The organism is Vibrio viridaestus, from assembly GCF_003856525.1.
GTDB classification, from domain to species: Bacteria; Pseudomonadota; Gammaproteobacteria; order Enterobacterales; family Vibrionaceae; genus Vibrio; species Vibrio viridaestus.
Map to the genome: position 1 here is coordinate 513,399 of NZ_RJVQ01000001.1, position 18,417 is coordinate 531,815.

General features: G+C 41.1%; 16 protein-coding genes. 7 read left to right on the top strand and 9 right to left on the bottom strand.

Translation table 11 applies throughout. The features are described from left to right. Positions 1 to 3: 3 nt before the first annotated feature. The 4 genes from pstB to EES38_RS02420 form a co-directional block, all read right to left on the bottom strand. Positions 4 to 753, bottom strand: coding sequence for a phosphate ABC transporter ATP-binding protein PstB (pstB, locus tag EES38_RS02405; protein WP_124935562.1), 750 nt, complete (start codon positions 751 to 753; stop codon positions 4 to 6). A gap of 36 nt (positions 754 to 789) precedes the next feature. Beyond that, positions 790 to 1,653, bottom strand: a complete 864-nt coding sequence (gene pstA, locus EES38_RS02410; RefSeq protein WP_124935563.1) for a phosphate ABC transporter permease PstA — start codon at positions 1,651 to 1,653, stop codon at positions 790 to 792. 5 nt (positions 1,654 to 1,658) lie between these two features. Continuing rightward, positions 1,659 to 2,606 carry a phosphate ABC transporter permease subunit PstC gene (gene pstC, locus EES38_RS02415; protein ID WP_124935564.1) on the bottom strand — a complete coding sequence of 316 codons (948 nt, stop codon included), beginning with the start codon at positions 2,604 to 2,606 and terminating at the stop codon, positions 1,659 to 1,661. Between the two features lie 98 nt (positions 2,607 to 2,704). Then, positions 2,705 to 3,526, bottom strand: coding sequence for a phosphate ABC transporter substrate-binding protein (locus EES38_RS02420; protein ID WP_124935565.1), 822 nt, complete (start codon positions 3,524 to 3,526; stop codon positions 2,705 to 2,707). 345 nt (positions 3,527 to 3,871) lie between these two features. On the opposite strand from EES38_RS02420, the gene EES38_RS02425 reads away from it, so the two are divergent. Beyond that, positions 3,872 to 5,518 carry a methyl-accepting chemotaxis protein gene (locus tag EES38_RS02425; protein ID WP_124935566.1) on the top strand — a complete coding sequence of 549 codons (1,647 nt, stop codon included), beginning with the start codon at positions 3,872 to 3,874 and terminating at the stop codon, positions 5,516 to 5,518. A 35-nt stretch (positions 5,519 to 5,553) separates the two neighbouring features. On the opposite strand, the gene EES38_RS02430 is transcribed toward EES38_RS02425, so the two are convergent. Continuing rightward, positions 5,554 to 6,888, bottom strand: coding sequence for a DEAD/DEAH box helicase (locus EES38_RS02430; RefSeq protein ID WP_124935567.1), 1,335 nt, complete (start codon positions 6,886 to 6,888; stop codon positions 5,554 to 5,556). A gap of 227 nt (positions 6,889 to 7,115) precedes the next feature. Here EES38_RS02430 and EES38_RS02435 point away from each other — a divergent pair, with 227 nt between their 5' ends. Next, a complete protein-coding gene (locus EES38_RS02435; protein WP_124935568.1) occupies positions 7,116 to 7,382 on the top strand; it encodes an Lpp/OprI family alanine-zipper lipoprotein in 267 nt (88 codons plus the stop codon). Between the two features lie 59 nt (positions 7,383 to 7,441). On the opposite strand, the gene EES38_RS02440 is transcribed toward EES38_RS02435, so the two are convergent. Genes EES38_RS02440 through EES38_RS02455 form a run of 4 tightly spaced genes read right to left on the bottom strand, consistent with a single transcriptional unit; the run spans position 7,442 to position 11,508 of the window. After that, positions 7,442 to 8,317, bottom strand: a complete 876-nt coding sequence (locus tag EES38_RS02440) for a L,D-transpeptidase family protein (RefSeq protein WP_124935845.1) — start codon at positions 8,315 to 8,317, stop codon at positions 7,442 to 7,444. Positions 8,318 to 8,337: 20 nt separating this feature from the next. Beyond that, positions 8,338 to 9,753 (bottom strand): deoxyribodipyrimidine photo-lyase, encoded by a 1,416-nt coding sequence (gene phrB / locus EES38_RS02445; protein ID WP_124935569.1) that lies wholly within the window; start codon positions 9,751 to 9,753, stop codon positions 8,338 to 8,340. Then, on the bottom strand, positions 9,750 to 10,565 hold the full coding sequence (locus EES38_RS02450; protein WP_124935570.1) for a MerR family transcriptional regulator: 816 nt from the start codon (positions 10,563 to 10,565) through the stop codon (positions 9,750 to 9,752). Before EES38_RS02450 ends, phrB begins: the two co-directional genes overlap by 4 nt. After that, positions 10,555 to 11,508, bottom strand: a complete 954-nt coding sequence (locus EES38_RS02455; protein ID WP_124935571.1) for a YbgA family protein — start codon at positions 11,506 to 11,508, stop codon at positions 10,555 to 10,557. The genes EES38_RS02450 and EES38_RS02455 overlap by 11 nt, the downstream gene beginning before the upstream one ends. A 339-nt stretch (positions 11,509 to 11,847) precedes the next feature. Here EES38_RS02455 and EES38_RS02460 point away from each other — a divergent pair, with 339 nt between their 5' ends. The 5 genes from EES38_RS02460 (at position 11,848) to sstT (ending at position 18,409) form a co-directional block, all read left to right on the top strand. Continuing rightward, entirely contained in the window at positions 11,848 to 13,323 is a 1,476-nt protein-coding gene (locus EES38_RS02460; RefSeq protein ID WP_124935572.1) for a tetratricopeptide repeat protein, read from the top strand. Next, entirely contained in the window at positions 13,323 to 14,906 is a 1,584-nt protein-coding gene (locus EES38_RS02465; protein ID WP_124935573.1) for a GGDEF domain-containing protein, read from the top strand. Before EES38_RS02460 ends, EES38_RS02465 begins: the two co-directional genes overlap by 1 nt. A gap of 161 nt (positions 14,907 to 15,067) precedes the next feature. Further along, on the top strand, positions 15,068 to 15,817 hold the full coding sequence (locus tag EES38_RS02470; protein WP_124935574.1) for a flagellar brake protein: 750 nt from the start codon (positions 15,068 to 15,070) through the stop codon (positions 15,815 to 15,817). A gap of 108 nt (positions 15,818 to 15,925) precedes the next feature. Beyond that, positions 15,926 to 16,840, top strand: coding sequence for a polyprenyl-phosphate transporter (locus tag EES38_RS02475; RefSeq protein WP_124935575.1), 915 nt, complete (start codon positions 15,926 to 15,928; stop codon positions 16,838 to 16,840). 351 nt (positions 16,841 to 17,191) lie between these two features. Continuing rightward, positions 17,192 to 18,409 carry a serine/threonine transporter SstT gene (sstT, locus tag EES38_RS02480; protein WP_124935576.1) on the top strand — a complete coding sequence of 406 codons (1,218 nt, stop codon included), beginning with the start codon at positions 17,192 to 17,194 and terminating at the stop codon, positions 18,407 to 18,409. Positions 18,410 to 18,417: the final 8 nt, after the last annotated feature.

Below are 18,417 nucleotides of genomic sequence, written 5' to 3' on the forward strand. Positions count from 1 at the left end.
TAATTAACCAAAATCACCGTTCACATAACCACGAGTACGATCATCTTTAGGTTCTGAAAAAATGACGGATGTGTCGTCATGTTCCACAAGCTCTCCCATTAAGAAAAAGGCAGTTCTGTCTGAAATCCTTCGAGCTTGTTGCATTGAGTGCGTCACGATAACAATGGTGTAGTCCTTTTTGAGCTCTTCCATTAATTCTTCAATTTTATGTGTTGCAATCGGGTCAAGAGCGGAGGTCGGCTCATCCATAAGAATGACATCCGGTTCCATTGCGATTGTACGGGCAATACATAAACGCTGTTGCTGACCACCAGATAAACCAAAGGCGTGGGATTTAAGTCTGTCTTTTACCTCATCCCATAACGCTGCACCACGCAGTGAGAGCTCAACCACTTCATCTATGTGTTTTTTATCTTTGATACCTTGAGCTCTAAGCCCATAAGCTACATTTTCATAAATACTCATTGGGAATGGATTGGGTTTCTGAAAAACCATTCCAACCTTAATCCTGAGATCAGCCACGTCTATATTGCCGTAAATATCTTCACCGTCCATCTCGAGACGACCAGTAATTTTAACGCCTTCAATCAAGTCATTCATGCGGTTCAAACAACGCAATAATGTCGATTTACCACAACCAGATGGACCAATTAGCGCCGTGACCTGACGTAAAGGAATCGGCAAGTTAATTGCCTTAAGTGCCTGGTTTTCGCCGTAGTAAAGATCTAAGTTTTCAATATTAAATTTATTCATATTCTCTATCTCGAAATTCTTTTAAATAGTCGTCAATTAATATGTTGCTGTATTAAATCGTCTAGCAATAAGTTTCGTGACCATATTGATCACTAGGACGACAACAATAAGGACAGTGGCAGTTCCGTAAGCCTGATTCCACTCTTCAACAGTAAACAATTCTGTTGTTAATTTATAAAGGTGCACTGTTAATGTACGCCCTGAATCCATAATGGAGTCCGGGATACGAGCAACCATACCAGCAGTCAAAAACACTGGCGCAGATTCGCCAATCACTCGACCAATACTCAATATAATTGAGGTCAGAATACCAGGGATAGCGCTTGGTAATATTAATCGCCAAATAGTATAGATTTTCGATGCTCCCAGTCCGTAAGAACCTTCACGGTAAGTTGAAGGCACGGCCATAAGCGCTTCTTCCGTCGTACGAATGATGACAGGCAAAATCAGAATACTGAGTGTAAGCGCACCTGATAAGATTGAAAAACCAAATCCCAGTATCGCTACAAAGAACGTCATGCCAAATAAACCAAATATAATGGATGGTATTCCTGCAAGTGACTCGGTACAGAATCGAATAACTTTGACTAATCGACTCCCAACCTTCGCATATTCGGTTAAATAAATCGCCGTCATAATGCCAAGCGGTGCAGCAACAGCGATAGACGCCACAACCATATAAATGGTTGAGATTATCATCGGATAAATACCATGTTCTTCGCCAGTACGCGTGTAGTTATCTGTGATAAAGTTCCAGTCAACGTGCTTGAGGCCATTGGATAAAATGTACCAGATAATCCAGAATAAAAATCCAACGGTAAACGCAGCTGAAAGCCAGATAAACCCTTTTAAAACAGCATCCTTAAATTCACGCTGTTTTTTTAATTTAACTCTATCCATCTCAATTACCTCGCTTTCTGACGATTGAGATACAGAAGCGCACCGTTCAGTACCATAATGAAAACCAGCAACACCACACCTGTCGCATACAATGCATTCGCGTGAACCCCACTGGCGTAGGACATTTCTATTGCAATATTCGCAGTTAGAGTACGGGCTGATTCCAGAATACTATGTGGCATTGCTGGCGCATTTCCCATCACCATAATAATGGCCATCGTTTCCCCTAGAGCACGACCTATACCGAGAATAACGCCGGTCATGATCCCTGAGCGAGCAGCGGGAACCAACAACTTAAATATGGTGAAAATATTAGAAGCCCCGAGAGCCAGTGAACCTTCTTTATAAGCTCTCGGAACCGCGCGAATTGATGTTTCGGACACGGTAATAACGGTCGGTAAAATCATAACCCCCAGAACTATCATTCCTGCAAGAATGGTATTACCTGCGGGAATATCGAATAGTTGCTGTATTAAAGGAACGATAATAACCAGGCCGAAAAATCCATACACTACAGAAGGGATACCAGCTAAAAGTTCAACAGCTGGACGGATAATATCCGCCAGTTTTTTGGGGGCTATTTCAGCAATAAAGATTGCAGTTAGTACACCGACAGGCACACCAATCAGTACTGCACCTAACGTAGAGACTATTGAAGCCACAATCATGGTGGCAACGCCATATAACGCAGGTGGAAGCCAATCGGTACCAAGAACGATGCCGGACACACCAACTTCTTGAAACGCGGGAAGACTCTCTTTAACAATAAAATAGGCAATGATAAAAAGAGACACAATTCCGATTACTGCACTTGTGAGAAATAACGAATGAAAAATTCGTTCTTTCCAGTCAACACGTTTCTTCGTACGAAGAGGGCGTGGACTTTCGGCAGCATTACTCACTTTTTGTCTACCGTTCATAGATGTTTCACTATTTGTCGTTGCGATGGTCATATCTATCTCAAACTACAGAGAATTTGAATACAAAGTAAAATGCTCAGCTAACGAGTTTCTTTTCGCTAGCCGAGCCAAATCGTTAAATTAACTATTAATTAGTGAATTGAGATGTAGCCTTTTTCGCTCACGATTTTCTGAGCATCAGCAGTTAGCATCCAATCTAAGAATTTTTGAGTTTCAGCAGATGGTTTGCCTTCTTTGTATAAAACAAGGAAAGGACGAGCGACTTTATAAGAGCCGTTTTTAACGTTATCTACTGATGGCTCAACACCGTCGATTGATAGTGGGTGAACAGATGAATCAACCGAACCTAAAGAGATGTAGCCGATAGCATATGGGTTAGATGCAACCATCGTTTTCAGACCACCGTTACCATTTGCAACTTGTGCACGTTGAGAAATAGCAGATACTTTCGTTCCATTAATTTCTTTTTTCAGACTTAAGATATCTTCAAAAGCACCCCGTGTACCTGAAGCTGTATCACGAGTTATCGCTACGATTGGTTTGTCATTGCCACCAACATCTTTCCAGTTAGTGATATCGCCTTTGTAGATTGATGCTACTTGTTCGGATGTTAATCCTTTAACACCATTTTTAGGGTTAACGACGACGGCGATACCATCACGAGCGATAACTTCTTCTACCAACGTTGGCTCTTTTTCAGACGACTTCAATTCACGAGATGACATACCAAGATCTGCGCTACCATTTTTAGCCGCTTTAACACCCGCTGAAGAACCTGGTCCCTGAACTTCGATAAATACATTTGAATCTGTCTTCATGTAAGTTTCCGCAAACACTTCCATGAGAGGAGTAACACTACTTGAGCCTACAGCTGAAATTGTTTCCTTTGCTGAAGCAACGTTAACTGAAAGAGCACTGATAAGAGCTACTGCACCGATAAATGTTTTTTTCATTACTAGAATCCTTAATTGGCGTTATGCCTTTATGTTTTCATTCAACGAGGGTCACTTTAGGCGGCTTATGTGACAGTTGTGTTTCAGTAACTTTAAACGTAGATGACAAATCGCAAATTCATGAAATTTATACATTCAATATCTGAACGAGATTAACAGTTTATTTCTTGCATAAACCATCAAATTAATTCGTAGCTCAAATGAAATGTGTTACATATACAAGTTATTGTTTATTATAAATAAAAACTCATTTTAAGCGGTTGAATATTGAAATATAACCGTAAACAGATAGAATCATGATGAGAAAATAAACGATAATTATTCACATAAAAGAGGTATGAACTTATGCGTCAGTTGTTAAGCAAACTGTCTATTCGAGTTCAAGTGGTTGTCCCTGTTATCATCGCTCTCGCGTTACTAACGACAGGTGTTCTTATTAGTTCAGCTAAGATAAAGGAAGCATTTAATTCGGTATCCGTGTCTACCACGAATACCATAACCTACAAAGATAACCTCACAACGGTAATCGACAATATCTACAGTATGCGCATCAGTGCGATTTACAGTCTCTTTAAATCGTCCGAACTCGATGTTTTGCCCAAAGTGCTTAAGGAAAATCAAGAAGCAAATAATCAGCTTCTTGATAAGATAGCAGAACTCCCCGATATTCAAGATGAAGTCGACGATCTTAAATCGGCAATGGATCATTATGTTGAGTATTCACTTAACACAATGTTACCTCTTCTAAGAACTAAGCAAGGGTCTACCACATTACCTCAATCGTTCGAGCAAACCTACGCTCAAGCGAGTGATAGCTATCGCGATGCTGGAAAGCAAATGGTTGCCGCCATTCGCGCACTGTCACAGAGGCTGAATGAGTTATCGCTCAACTCGTTACATGTCCATGAACAAGAACACACAAATACAGTGGATTATTCCATCGTTTCACTGATTGTTATTCTTCTTATCGCTATTGGATTAGGTTGGCTTGTTTCGGGCTTTATTGTTGAACCGATAAAACGTTTACAACACATAATGAAAAAAGTAGCGCAAGGTGATTTAACTTCGTCTATCGAAGTTAAAGGCAATAATGAGCTTTCAGCTCTGGCTCTTGATGTAAACCAGACCATCGGCCAACTCAAGTCTACGGTAGACTCACTGAATCGAATTAGCGTTGATGTTGCTTCTGCTTCTACTGAATTAGCTGCAGTCATGACTCAGTCGAGTGCGAACTCTGATCAGGAAAAAAATGAAATTGAGCAGGTTTCTTCAGCGATTGCTCAACTGGAAGTTACAGCGAAATCTGTAACTGAAAATGCTCAAGAAGCCGACTTAGCCGCCTCTCAAGCCAATAAATTAGTGTCCGAAAGTATTATCATGTTCGATAGTAGCCTTAAGGCAACAGATGAGATGTCGGTTCAGTTGAATAGCGCTGCGCAGATTATCAACTCCCTAAAAGAGCAATCCGACCGAATTGGGAGCGTGATCGAGGTAATTGAAAGTATTTCCGAACAAACCAATCTACTGGCGCTAAATGCTGCTATAGAAGCGGCTCGAGCGGGTGAAAGCGGAAGAGGCTTTGCTGTGGTCGCTGATGAAGTTCGTATGCTTGCATCACGAACCCAGGACTCAACTAAAGAAATTCAGGCGATTATCAATAAACTGCAGGAACAATCAGGCTCAGCGAATAACAGCATGGGACTGACTCTTTCTGCTCTTCAGGAAAATAGTGAAGTCGCAAGCCGAGTTAAAATATCGCTTGATGATATCTTGGACTCAATCAGAAGCCTTAGCTCGGTAAATACTCAAGTAGCGTCTTCATCGGAAGAACAGCGCCAAGTCACTGAGGATATTGGTCGTAATATTTCAAATATCTACGAGCTAGTCAGTCAGAATGTGACAGGGATTACCCAATCGGCAGCGGCAAGCCATGAACTTTCCAATCTAGCAGAACAACAGAACCAAAAGTTAAACGAATTTAAAGTGGTATAAACGAAAAGAACGGCCATTGGCCGTTCTTTTCATTGTTATTCGTTCTCAGGTTTCTTCTTTTTCGGCATGAAAACGCTATCTCCCACAGGAACGTTTTGATAAAAACTCTTATCACGTTTAACCTGTTTTTTGCTTTCCACTTTTTTACCTGAATTGGGCTTTTTCTTTTTATTAACTGTTGTTTTCTTCACTGGCTTTCTTGGTTTTATACCCGTAAATTTGCCTTTGAGATCATCAAACACAGAGAAAGAAATAGATTGCTGTAAGAATGCTTCAACACGCTGAAAGCTATCCCAATCTTTTGGTCCCACAAGAGAAACAGCATCTCCCTTATTTCCCGCACGACCAGTCCGTCCAATCCTATGAACGTATTCTTCGGAGTGCTTTGGCATATCGAAGTTAATCACATGCGTCACAGACGCAATGTCCAAGCCTCTTGAAGCAACATCGGTCGTGACAAGAATCTTAAATGCACCACGCTCGAACTGTCCCATAATCGTATTACGCTGAGTTTGAGCTAACTCGCCACTGAGCGCAACGGCTTTCAACTTCTGCTGATTGAGCTTTTCAGTCAAACGCTCTGTATCCGCTCGCGTTGCAGTGAAAATAATTAACTGCTTGTAATCACTTTCATCCAAAACACGTTGGAGAATCGCTTCTTTATGATCGAGATGATCACAAAGGTAAAATTTTTGCGTAATGTCTTTGTGTTCTTCATTAGCAACGCCAACAGAAATCCGCTTGGGATCATTCAGCATTTCTGAGGCAATATCGAGGACTTCGGTGTGGTCTAACGTTGCGGAGAACATTAGCGTTTGACGGCGACGATGCTTTGCCGCTCTGTGAATACGTCTAAGTTGAGGCGCGAAACCTAAATCAAGCATTCGATCCGCTTCATCTAAAATCAACGTTTCCAGGCCATCTAAAAATAACGAGCGGTGGTCCAAATGATCAGCAAGACGACCTGGTGTTGCAACAATAAATTTCGGATAGCGACCAAGAGCCTTAACTTGATCATTAAAGTTCTCTCCACCAACGATCAATGTCGCATGATAGGACAGACCTGCGAGCATAGAACGCAATTCATTATAGACTTGCTTAGCCAGTTCTCTGGTTGGAGCAAGAATAATCGCTCGAGGGTCTTTCGCTGAAAAGGCTTTAGTCTTTAATGATTTATGAAGTATCGGCAAAACAAACGCTAACGTTTTACCAGAACCCGTTTTAGATGACGCTAAAAGGTCCTTACCTGCAATTGCAATGGGCACCGCCATACGCTGAATCTCAGTTGGCCGACGGAAGTCATAATGGCTTAATGTTTTTAATAGACGATTATCTAAACCCAAATCTTTAAATTGCAAAGTTAACTCCATGAAGTTATGTGGTCATTTATACGTGGCCTGTAGCCGAACGCGTTATAATAACTCAAATAGGGTGGCGATGCCTAAAGAAAGTATAGAAAGAATATTGGCATTGCTTTTGTGTTTTCCTGACTTTCATATCAGAAACTTAGTGTTAGAATTACTGATAACTATCTTTTTCTAGAAAAAAGATAAGCGAACTGAAGCTAAACTCATATAACGCATAAAAGGAGTTCATAATGAACAAATTATTCCTTGTAGCAGCATCTTCAGCACTCATTCTTTCCGGCTGTGCATCTAGTACAGATGAAGCCACCACAAGCAAACTGGATGAACTAAGTAATAAAGTAGACATGCTTAGTGAGAAGATTTCGTCTATGGAAGCCTCTCATGGTCAAATGACTGAAAAACTTAATCAGACAGCAGACGCTGCAAGCGCCGCTCAAGAAGAGGCACAGCGTGCCAACGAAAGAATCGACAATATTGCTCAAAGTTACACTAAATAAAGTATTTCGTTCGATTCCTACTTTAAAAAAGGCTGATTTAATATCAGCCTTTTACGCTTTTACTGTTCAATGCTAGCCACTTGCGTAGGTAATCCATTTTGGGAAAATATGACGGCTTTCGCTTTATCTTCAGAGAGCTGATTTTCCTCGAGCCACCAGATAAGTGATTGTGGTACAGATAACGATTTTTTGCTTCCATCGCTACGTGTAAGCGGTTCATGCGCCTCAACAAATACCGTTCTATCTGGCTCCAGACTCACCTTCACAGGCTCATCAATCACTTTCACTTTTAAACCGACATTAACCTTATGAAAAAGCCAGTCAATATCTGCAGGATTCATTCGAATACAACCAGAGCTCACACGTAATCCAATACCAAAATCTTTATTCGTACCATGTATCAAATAGTCACCTTGTCCATAGGCCAATCTCAAAGCAAATAAGCCCAGAGGATTATCCGGACCAGAAGGGACAACTGCAGGTAAAGTGATCCCTTTTTTAAGGTATTCCTTGCGAATTGAATTTGGGGGTGTCCATGTTGGATTCGGGCGTTTTTGACTAATTTCCGTTTCCATCTCTGGAGTATCTCGGCCAATTCGTCCTATTCCAACAGGGAAAATGTGTACTTTTTTATTATCTTTATCAAAATAGTAAAGCCTGAGTTCCGCCAGGTTAACAATAATCCCTTCACGCTCAACTTGCGGCAAAATGATTCTGGTTGGCATAGTTAGAACTGTACCCGGCTTGGGCAGAAATGGATCAACACCTGGATTGGCAGCCATCACGGCCAGAAACCCAACATCATAGCTGTCCGCGATCTCTGCGATGGTTTCGCCTTCCTTCACTTCATGATATTCAATATTACCAACGATTGAACTTCCTTCTGGAGGAAGATCATAATCTCTTGCCCAGCAGGTAGAAACTGACAATATCATCAATAGTGCTATTCGGATAATCAAGCAATAGAATCCTTGGCCGCTTTATATAGTTCTAAGGTTAGCTTTCTCTCTTTACTATGATCAACTATTTGTTCCGGATATGACAGATTTTTTACCCCAGCCCATTTCCATGGCTCGTGGATGAACTTTGATGGAACAGGCCCCAGCTCAGGCACCCAACGTTTGATGAATTCTCCGTTCGGGTCGAATTTTTGTCCCTGAGTGATCGGATTAAAAATCCTAAAATAAGGCTGTCCATCACACCCGGTTGATGCGCACCATTGCCAGCCACCATTGTTGGCAGGGAAATCGCCATCGATCAGCTTGGACATAAAGTACGACTCCCCTTTACGCCAATTGATATGTAAGTCTTTAGTCAAAAAGCTTGCAACAATCATTCTCAAACGGTTATGCATCCATCCGGTTTGATTAAGTTGTCGCATCGCCGCATCCACAATGGGATAACCGGTCTCACCTGATGCCCATTTTTCAAAGAATTCTTCGTTTTCATGCCAATGGAGCCATTGCCCCCAGTCATGGAAGCTCTTCCCAATCGATATGTCATCTCTAAACCAAACTAAATGTTGGTAAAACTCTCGCCAGATGAGTTCACTTATCCATGTTGCCGCGCCATCAGGTTGCCCATCAGGGAAGCTCATATTCACTCGGGCCAGACATTGACGAACAGAAATAGCACCAATGGCTAGATAAGGAGACAATTGGCTAGTCCCGTCTATCGCGGGAAAATCTCTGTTTTGATGATATTGACGGATAGACTCTTTGCAAAAGCGTCTGAGAACTGAACGAATCTCATCGAATTTGACACCCCATTGAGCACTCGAGATTCTCGGATAGGTAAAAGAGCTGGATTCTGAAAGTAGCCAAGCTTTTTGCTTCTCGTTTAAAGCGTAAGGTTTTCCCGCAGCCAGCTTTTTAATTTCTGGAGTATAGGCGAGTTTTAGCCAGGAATTTTTAAAAGGTGTAAACACCTTGAAATAATCACCCTGTTTATTGAGCACTGCGCCAGGCGCTAACAGACACTTATCGTCATAACGATGAATATCAATATCATCCTGTTCAAATGTTTGTTCAATTTCCGCATCACGACGGCGCTCATTAAGCTCATATTCATTATTAAAATAAAGCTGCTTAACCTCAAAGTCTTTGACGACTCGGTGCACAACATCGATTGAATCTGAAAAACTATCAACCTCTTGATATAACAACGGCACATTAAGGTCTAATAATTCGCCTTTAAGCTCGAACAAGCGGCGATAAATCAAGTCAGCTTGAATCTCACTTTTGTCGTGTTGTTTCCACTGTCCGGGCGTTGCAATGAATATTGCCAGAGTGGGTTCTCCAGTTGCCATGGCCGAATTAAGTGCAGTATTATCTACCGTTCTTAAGTCAGTTCGTAGCCAAACTAAATTCATACTTCAGGCTCCAATTCATGAAGCTTTGCAATGACATCTGACCAACCTATCGCCCCGGTATAATCGCTTTGCTGAAGTAATTGAATCCCCTGCAATTGGTTTTCATTAAGAGCACGATTGGAAAAAATAAATACAGACGAAAAGTCATTCAACATGTCATAACTGATTAAACCAGACAGTTCTTCAACACCGTCTAAAATCGTAATCTGTTCTCCTTGCTCAACGATTTCTGCCGCCTTTAACCAAGCGTATAAACTGCCAACGGGATCGAGACTAATAAACAAACAACGCCCCTTCTTTGACACCCGACTCTCTGAATCAATCAAAAGAGAAATTTTGGTCATCAACACGCTTTGAAATAAAGCACGTCGGAGACTCCTAGATGGGCCTTTCATTTTGTCGATTGCATCAATGACAGGAAATAGGAGCTGATTGGAAACGATATCCAATGGATATTCTTTCATCACAGAATTGACTAGATGAGCCAATTTGCTTTGTTTTAGCTCGGTGAGTGCATCTAAAATCGCTTCGTACTCTTCTAGATGTTGCAGTTCTTCCTGTGGCAGTCTTTCAAGCGTTCCTGTTTGATCAAGAAGCGAGGATACTTTCCCAATCGACACGCCTTTGCTGAGCCAACTTTGAATCTGCTGAATTTTTTCGACATCGTCAGCAGAAAACAATCGGTGTCCTTTCTCAGTTCTTTGCGGCTGAATCAGATTATAACGTCGTTGCCAGGCTCTAAGAGTAACAGGCTTTACTCCGGTTATTTCTGATACTTCTCTAATCGCGTAAAGTGGTTGTTTACAATCCATAACGTAAACGAAGCTCCTGAGGATGAGGTTCTAAAAATTTTTGTTTTTCTAAGTAAGTGTCCGGATACATCGACAAATAATGCTTTATAAGTGTGATCGGAGCCAAAAGAGGCAATTCACCCAATCGATAATCATGGATTAGCGTTGCCAACTCGGCTTTCTGTTCTTTTGTCAAAGACCGTTTAAAGTATCCCTGGATATGCATTAGAGTATTTGTATTGTTTTTTCGGCTCGCTCTGAATGTCAAAGCATCCATGAACTTCTCTCGATACTTCGCAACAAAATCCTCGATTTCGAAATTGGAAATAGCCGCAACCAGCTTCCCAATTTCTTTGTAACTTGCAGGATGATGAGCCATGAGGGTCAGCTTATATCTGCTATGAAACTCAATAACCTTTTTCGCTGACGGTTCCCTTTCAACATTTCGGCGAAAATCATCCAAGGCATACACTCGCGAAATAAAATTTTCCCGAAGCACAGGGTCGTTTAATCTACCATCTTCTTCAATCGGTAACCAAGGATAAGAAGCCATGAGCTCTTTAGTGTAAAGGCCAACACCGTCTTTCTCAGCCATGTTTTCTTTGTAAACCTTAACTTTTTCCATTCCGCATGTAGGAGATTTAGCGCAAACGATATACCCACACAAACCAAGCCCGGCAATATCGCGGACTTTTTCTTTGCTATAGCTAACCATTCTCTCGGTATGATCAGCTTCTTGATTCTTGGTTTCGATTAAACGGATATCACCGTCGATTCGAGTTAGGCGGATCGTCGGCCTGGGAACTGGCATACCCATTCCCACTTCAGGACAAATAGGGACAAAATGAAAATGTGTATCAAGCTGACCACACACGAATTGATTTCGTTTGTGCCCGCCATCAAACCTCACGTTCTCACCCAAGACACAAGAGCTAACCCCTACCGGAATCTTTTTTGCTTCCATATCCACCTCATTACTGTACAATTTTTTTCTATGTACAAGGAGTATAGCATAGCTTGTACAAAGTTAAATTATGTATCGCTTTATTATCAAAAGTGTCAATTATAGAGAGTTGAGTCAAAGTTTTGACTTGCTCAAAGGATGTTAATTTGCAAAATTGCGATAGAAGTCATATTGTTAGTGCTTGATTAAAAATAAATCACCATACAAACAAAAAGATAAACTGGCATAAACTATGCTTTCTTAGGGATATTGGTGACGATAACTTAATGGTTTAGGTTGTATTCACTAAGACATTGAAACCATTTTAGTTACCCTGATTTGCGCCTGAAGGAATTCAACTTGGATAGAAGTCGATATCTCCTAGAGATAGAAATAGAACAGTTAAAAAGACGCATAGAGGGCGATCCGGAAGATGTCCTCACTATTCTGGAACAATGTTTGGCCAGATCGAAACAAATTGACTTCCCTCAGGCAAGCCTAGAATGTCTTATTCTCATGTCTCGTTGTTCTTGGCATCTTAAGAAACCCAAAATGGGACTAAAGTTTGCGAAAGACGCATTACAGTTCCAAAACCGACTGGATCATGACGACTTTCTTCCAATCATTCTCGAACTGCATGGTCTGCACTTTTTCGAAGAAGGCAAGCTTTTCACCGCGCAGCAATATTGGATAAATGCACTCGAGCAAGCCGCGTTAGAAGATAATGTTGAAGTTGAAATTGAGTGCTTGTTGGGACTTGGTGACATATGGCGTGAAACTCAGGAATTTCAACTCGCGTGTTCGACTCACCAACTGGCTGTTCAGGTTGCTAATAGCGCACGCATTAATGATCTGGAAGGAAAAGCCCGTGTACTTTGGGCTTGGGACTTATATTTACTGAAAGATTATGTCGAAATGCTTGAGGTATTGGATGCCGCTCAGTCTATCTTTGAAAGTGAACACGATACAAAATATTTGGCTGAAGTTTGGGATTTCCGAGCATTAGCTTTGCTTGGGTTAGAGCGTTTAAAAGATGCGGAAGAAGCTACCCAGACAGCTCATGAACTCGCCGTAGAACACAACCTTGGATGGGTAAAAATACACTCATCCATTAGTCATGCCCGTTTAGAATTGTTGCGCGGTGATTTGGACAAAGCTAACGAATTGCTTTCTCAAGCAGAGTTGTCTGTTGATGTCATGGAAAACAGTAATGCTGAATTATTAACGCAAATTTACTACCAACAAAGTAAGATTGCCGAGCAAAAAGATCAATTCGATCTGGCGTTAAATGCCTTTAAAAAATACCGACATTATTCGATAGAACAAATTAAACATCAGAAAGCATTAGAAAGTTCCGATAAAGCTCGTGGTGCGAAGAAACAACTTGAGCAACGAGCACGTAAATTGATCAATCGTGTGCGTGGTCAATATGAATACAACCCCGAAAAACATTTGTCTAATGTTGTGTCAGAAACTTATTGGTGGGAGCAACTCGTTCTATTCAAAACAGAGTTAAAACACGCAAATCATACCGTGTTAGTCATCTATCACCCCAATCCGAAGTACATCGATATTTGTACTGAACTGACGCATTCGCTCTGTACTTCAAAAGACCTAGTGTCACGTTTAAGCTCTGAGCGACTAGGAATATTAATCGATGAAAAAGATGCGGAAGCGTCAGAGCTCCATCGGGTCATTATTGCTATGATCGGACTTTATCCTTGGGAGAGACAAGGATTATCAGGCCCATTGCCCAAAGTAGACTTACACGACATTTTGACGTTTCCGTTTACTCTCGAACAACTTGAGTTACTTTCAACATCAGGGAGGCATTAATGGAAATTTTACTCAACAAAGTCAAAGATGCCGGACTTGATGCAACGTCTGTTTCAGGCGAAGAGGCGATTATTTTTTGGGCTCACGTTCGCAATCATATAGCTAAAGGTCCTCTGGAACAGGCACAATGCTGGGTAATTAGTTCTGAATATCGAGCGAAGCTACTGCAACACCAGCAAAGTATCGAAGAATTAGAGTCGGCAATTGAACTACTCAGACTCCCCAACGATGCTGAATTTTTGCTGTCGATAAAATTAACGCTGAGCGAGCGCCTTATCCAAAATGGAGAATATCAGGGTGCTCTCAATGAATACATTGGGATAACTAACATTGCTGTCGAAAATAGCTTCATCGACGAATACGCAATGGCCGTATACGGTATGGGACAGCTTTGTCAGATTTATGGCGATAACAATCAGGCCTTACGATTTTTCCAAAAAGTCGATAGTATCGATCACGCAATTTCAAGCCGCACTTTGAGACTGAAGTATAAAATAGGTATCCTTTCCAGTTACATAGAACTCAATCGATTTTCTGCCGCTCAAGAGTTGATTCAAGAATGTGAAGAACTCAGTATTCTGGTCAGTGATAAGTTTTACACTGGTGAGGTAATATATAACGAAGCTCGACTCGAACTAGCCCAAGGTAACCTTGATAACGCGCTGAAACGTCTTGCTGCTATACATTACTCATCGGCTAGCCAGCCCTTGTCATCCCTTTCATTTCATATTCACCTAATACTTGCTGAGTGCTTTATGCAGAAGCAGAGATTTGAAATTTCTGAGATGCTACTGCGAAACAGGCTGAACAAAATCAATGACTCAACAACTCCTTTTATGTTGAAGAGTCTCTATAACCATCTTAGTGAGGTTTACGAACAACGCAGAATGTTTGATACAGCACTCACTTACCAGAAGAAAGCATTTCGTATCGAATCGGATCTCCTGTCTAAAATCCCGATTGGCGAACTGGGAACAAGTCAGCTAAGGCGCTTATCAAAATTTGAACTACAGCTAAAATTGATTCTTTCAGAGATAGAAAATAAAGAGTTAAAAGAAACAACGGAAAATCAGAAAAATACTGTGGCTCAGTTGCAACAAGATGTCTTTATCGACCCTCTGACGAAGCTGCATAATCGCCGTTGGCTTGATACTAAGCTCAAAGACCTCTTATTACATGAAACGCAATTTGCTTTTCTCATCATCGATATTGATCATTTCAAATCAATTAACGATGAACTAAGCCACCTAGTTGGTGATAAAGCGATTGTTAACGTATCCAAACAGATCGCCGATTATTTTAAGTTTAGCGATGCGTCATGCATTCGTTTTGGTGGTGAAGAATTCCTAGTGATACTGGAAAATACTCACATCAATAAAGCAAAAATGCATGCAGAATATTTCCGTGAAAAGATATACGAATTCCATTGGCAGGATATATTAGGTGAACGAGGATTGACTGTTAGTATCGGTATAACACTTCATAAAGATGGTGAAAATACCCAACGAACTTTTTACCGAGCGGATAAAGCCCTGTATAGAGCCAAGGCCAATGGTCGGAATCAAGTCTGTGTAGAAGAATAGGATTTATGTAAGTCTGATAGAGACTAAACCCTCAATTCAGCCAACTTTTTTGTATTTATCTATTTTAATAAATCCTAAAATTGTATAAATTTAACGTGGTTCTGACATAAAAGTGCAACGCATAATACGAAATGAAATCGTCGATAAAAAGAAAGCAGGAAATGTCCGCAGTGGCCAAATCGGATGAAAAGCCTTTAAACAGCAAGTTGATACGTCAATCTAAGTCAGTGTCAACAATGAATAGTACAGATGCCCTTGCGTTGATCGAGCACGGAAGCGAACTGGTATTGAACATCACTGCGCCCGTTGGAACCAAATTCAACTGTAAAACGGCATTCATTGGGACCCACTCTGATTCGTACATTCTTGCCGAAATTCCCAATATTTCTGGTGATGATTTCGATTATTTTTTTCAGGAAGGTTTCTGGACGAACGTAAGAGCCATCTCTCCTCGTGGTGAAGGAGCGCTAGTTCATTTTCGTAGCCAACTTTTGCATGTGATTGATGACCCCATTCCATTGGCATTATTTTCAATACCAAACACGATGCAAATAACACAATTGCGCAAAGAACCGCGCTACGAAGTGCAACTGTTTGGTCGTGCAAGTCTCGGAAATCATAAAATGGAATGTGAGATCAGAGATCTCTCTCGCAGTGGTTGCCGCTTTTTTACCCCGCCACTGGGCAAAACATACTTGGTTGGAGACGTGATTACTATTGATGTCTTTACCGACCAACGTGCTCACAGCTTATTTGGCTCTGTAGAAGGTAAAATTTGTAATGTTCAGCGGTCGGTTCATTACGCACGCTACGGTCTTGAATTCAACGATAACGGCAAAGAGAGTGTGAAGCATCTACTAAACAAACTCCGTTTCAATGGGACTAAGCTGACGCTACATGGTGAGCAGTGATAGTCATCACTGTCTCATATCTGATTCAATATTTTTCAATATTCTTACGTTTACCTCTCACAATTTAGATATACTGCTCTAAGTATTCACAAACATTAACGTTTATATATGAATTATTTAATGACTTTCTTGAAAGGTATGGGAATGGGCGCGGCTGATGTCGTCCCAGGCGTCTCAGGTGGAACGATTGCCTTTATCACTGGCGTCTACGATACGTTACTGGAAAGTATTCGTAGAGTAAATCCGACTCTTCTGCGTTATTGGAAAGAAAACGGCACGGCTAAAACATTTGACTACATTAATATCAAATTTTTGATCTGCCTATTTGCTGGAATTTTAACCAGCGTGGCGACATTAGCTAAATTAATCTCTTGGTTACTCGACACACATCCAATTCCAATTTGGTCTTTCTTTTTTGGATTGATCATTGTGTCGGTTTTACACATTGCCAAGCAAATTAATAAAAGCAATCCACTGCTTTTGGTCGGCCTTTTTGCGGGTATTGCAATCGCTTATTCGATAACGGTTTTGCAGCCACTCCACTTAGAAGTAACACCTATCAATATTGTTATCTCCGGAGCCATCGCTATCTGTGCGATGATTCTTCCCGGCATTTCAGGTAGCTTCATTTTATTAATGATGGGAATGTATGCTGGCATTCTTGGCGCAGTTAAAAGTGGAGATGTAACAACCTTGGGTCTTTTCGCTGTCGGCTGCTTAATCGGACTTCTGACGTTTTCACATCTACTTTCTTGGTTGTTAAAAAATGCTCGAAATTTTACGCTAACAACCCTGACGGGATTGATGATCGGGACTTTACCAAAGATCTGGCCTTGGAAAGAAACCATTACCTGGCGTACAAACTCCCATGGTGAGAAGGTTCCTCTACTCCAACATAACCTAAGCCCATTTACCTATGAACAAGTGACATCTCATCAACCCCAATTACTCGTTGCAGTATTATTGATGCTACTTGCCATCGTACTTGTTCTTGGTTTAGAAAAGTTTGCAGATCGCTCATAATCCTTTCTTATGAACTCATTGGTGAGTCAGCTGACAAGAGCAGACTTACCAATGATTGCCCATGCCTCCCATCCGCACAATAGTACTGCCCTTTCGAAACAGGACATAAGAACAACACTCACTAATATATGGAAATAATTTAGTATTATTTACCAGTAAAAAGATCGATATAATAAAACAAAAAATTAACATGAGAGCAAAAATCACGCTGATTAATTTGCCATAATCAATTTTTTGTTTCTTTTCTGAAATAATTATAGACACATTATATTGTCAAGTTACTATTGTCAGCTCCAGATAAAATCTGGCATTCATATAAAAATGTAACCGAATAATTATTCAGGAATGAGTATGCAAAACAACAATCCTCTCGCGCGTTTTGCCCGAGGTAACTTAGTCCTACAAATTGTTGTAGGTATTATCATCGGTGTCGCACTTGCTGCGATGTCACCAGAATATGCAATTAAAGCCAGTATTTTAGGAAGTCTATTTGTAGGCGGTTTAAAAGCGGTTGCGCCAGTGCTTGTCTTTATTCTGGTCATTTCTTCTATTGCTAACCAAAAGAAGAATCAGCATACCCATATGCGTCCAATCATTTTCCTATACCTTATCGGGACGCTTGCTGCTTCTGTTGTGGCTGTTATCCTTAGCTTTATGTTCCCAACGGAGTTGACACTCGTTACCGGAGCACAAGGCGCAACGCCACCACAAGGTATCGCTGAAGTACTGAAAACACTTGTATTTAAGATCGTTGATAATCCAGTTAACGCTATCGTTAACGCAAACTATATCGGTATTCTTGCATGGGCTATCGGTTTAGGTATTGCTTTACGCCATGGCGCTGCAACCACAAAACAAGTTTTAGCAGATATGAGCCACGGTGTTTCACAACTGGTCCGATTTATCATTCGTCTTGCTCCATTCGGTATTTTTGGCCTAGTTGCAGAAACGTTTGCAACAACGGGTTTTGAAGCATTAGCTGGATACGCTCATCTTCTTGCCGTTCTTCTCGGTGCTATGCTGATTATTGCGTTAATCATCAACCCGATCATTGTATACGTAAAAACAAAAGAGAACCCTTACCCACTTGTTTTCCAATGCTTACGTGAAAGTGGTGTAACAGCATTCTTTACCCGCTCAAGTGCAGCCAATATTCCGGTTAACATGGCTCTATGTAGTAAATTGGACTTAGATGAAGATACCTATTCAGTATCGATTCCTCTTGGTGCGACCGTTAACATGGCTGGTGCTGCCATAACAATTACTGTATTGACGCTTGCAGCTGTAAACACTTTGGGTATTGATATCGATATCATGACAGCATTACTCCTAAGTGTTATCGCAGCCATCTCAGCTTGTGGTGCATCTGGTGTTGCTGGCGGTTCACTGCTTCTAATTCCACTGGCATGCGGCCTATTCGGCATATCTAATGATGTTGCAATGCAAGTTGTAGCGGTAGGCTTTATTATCGGTGTGATTCAAGATTCTGCAGAGACGGCGCTAAACAGTTCAACTGACGTCGTATTTACTGCGGCTGCTTGCAAAGCAGAAGAAAGAAAAAATAGTTAGTAAGTAAA